This window comes from Synechococcus sp. WH 5701 (assembly GCF_000153045.1).
GTDB classification, from domain to species: Bacteria; Cyanobacteriota; Cyanobacteriia; order PCC-6307; family Cyanobiaceae; genus Regnicoccus_A; species Regnicoccus_A antarcticus.
In genome coordinates, this window is the sequence record NZ_AANO01000075.1 from 1 (window position 1) to 1454 (window position 1454).

Consider the following 1454-nt stretch of genomic DNA (forward strand, 5'->3'; position numbering starts at 1 on the left):
GTTTTATCTCCCTGCTCTTTTGGCCACCCCCAATGATTTGGCACGGTTCCGGCGTACCGGTCATCGGAGAGATCTCAACCGTCCTCAGTTCAGATTGGAAGCGTTGGAGCGTCGTCTTCAGGATCCTGATGCGGATGCCACCAATGTGTTGGCTGCCTTACGTCATGCCCTGGAGGTTCGTTCGTCGCAACCGGCACTTCACCCCGATGCGACGATGACGGTGCTCAGTTCAGACCGATCCGACCTCGTGATCTTGAAGCGTTCAAGAGATGGCGACATCCCTCTCTACGCCGTGCATAACATCACCTCGAATCGGTTGACGTTGTCGTTGGCTCAGCTGCGTGCCGAGTCCGATGGTGGTTTTGTGGATTGCCTGAGTCGGCAGTCGTTTACGGCTCAAGAGCAACCCTCCATCGAACCCTATGCCGTGCACTGGTTGGTGACGCGATGACCAATACAATCGCGACCCCACACTGGTGGGTGGTGACTGATTTAGATGGCACCCTGATGGACCATCACTACGACTGGTCCCCTGCGGAACCAGCCATACGGCGTTTGCAAGCGGCAGGTATACCTGTGATCCCCTGCACCAGCAAAACGGCTGAGGAGGTGATTCGATTTCGAGAGCAGCTGGATCTTCATGACCCATTCATCGTCGAGAACGGTGGTGCGATCCATGGCGAGTCGTCAACTGGTCAGCCTTGGGGGTTACCCCTTGGTCCTGGCTGGGCGGAGCTCAAGCCTCAGCTTTCTGCCTTGGAATTGGAGTTAGGAGAGCCGTTGCGGGCCCTCGACGAGCTCACCGATGCCGAGGGTGAACGGCTGCTCGGGCTTCAGGGAGATGTCCTCCGTCAGGCGCAGCGGCGATGTTGCAGCGTGCCTTTTGTGCCTCCCTCCGCTGACGTGCGCCTGCGGCTGGAGGCGTTAGTGGAACAACGGGGTCTCACGGTGGTGCAGGGCAACCGCATGGGGCATTTGTTGGGGCCAGGGATTAGTAAAGGGAACGCCTTGCACGTGTTGAAGCAGCACTTGAACCAACCTGATGTGGCGGTTTTGGCCCTAGGCGATTCCCCGAATGACCTTCCCTTGCTTGAGGCCGCAGATTTGGCGGTGGTGGTTCCTGGTGTTGAAGGGCCCCATCCCCTGCTCTTGCCAGGTTTAACCAGCGGTCGCTTTCAGTTGGCAGGAGCAGCCCATGGCGCGGGCTGGGCTGAGGCGGTTCAGCGGTTGCTGCCACCCTTGTCCAACAAAAGCTGCCAGAGCCCTTGAGCTGAACTCGGTGCTGTGAGGGATTGGTTGTCGTGGGTTTTGATTGGCCTGCAGCTGAGGCTGTTGATCAGAAGGCCCTGATCACTGCTTTGCAGAGTCCCCCCCACATCGGCTTCCATCGCGATGCCAAGGCTGAGGGCGCGGGCTCGCATTACCCCAGGAAGGCAGCCGCTGCTCAAAGGAGG

1 protein-coding gene and 1 pseudogene are annotated in these 1454 nt (G+C 59.0%); both read left to right on the top strand.

Features of this window, described 5'->3' with window-relative positions:
* Positions 1-451 (top strand): annotated as a pseudogene (locus WH5701_RS16205) (glycosidase); the annotation flags it as partial.
* The gene (locus WH5701_RS16210; RefSeq protein WP_006169819.1) at positions 448-1269 is read left to right on the top strand and encodes an HAD-IIB family hydrolase; all 822 of its coding nucleotides are present in this window, start codon (positions 448-450) and stop codon (positions 1267-1269) included. The pseudogene WH5701_RS16205 and the gene WH5701_RS16210, both read left to right, overlap by 4 nt.
* The last annotated feature ends 185 nt before the right edge of the window (positions 1270-1454 follow it).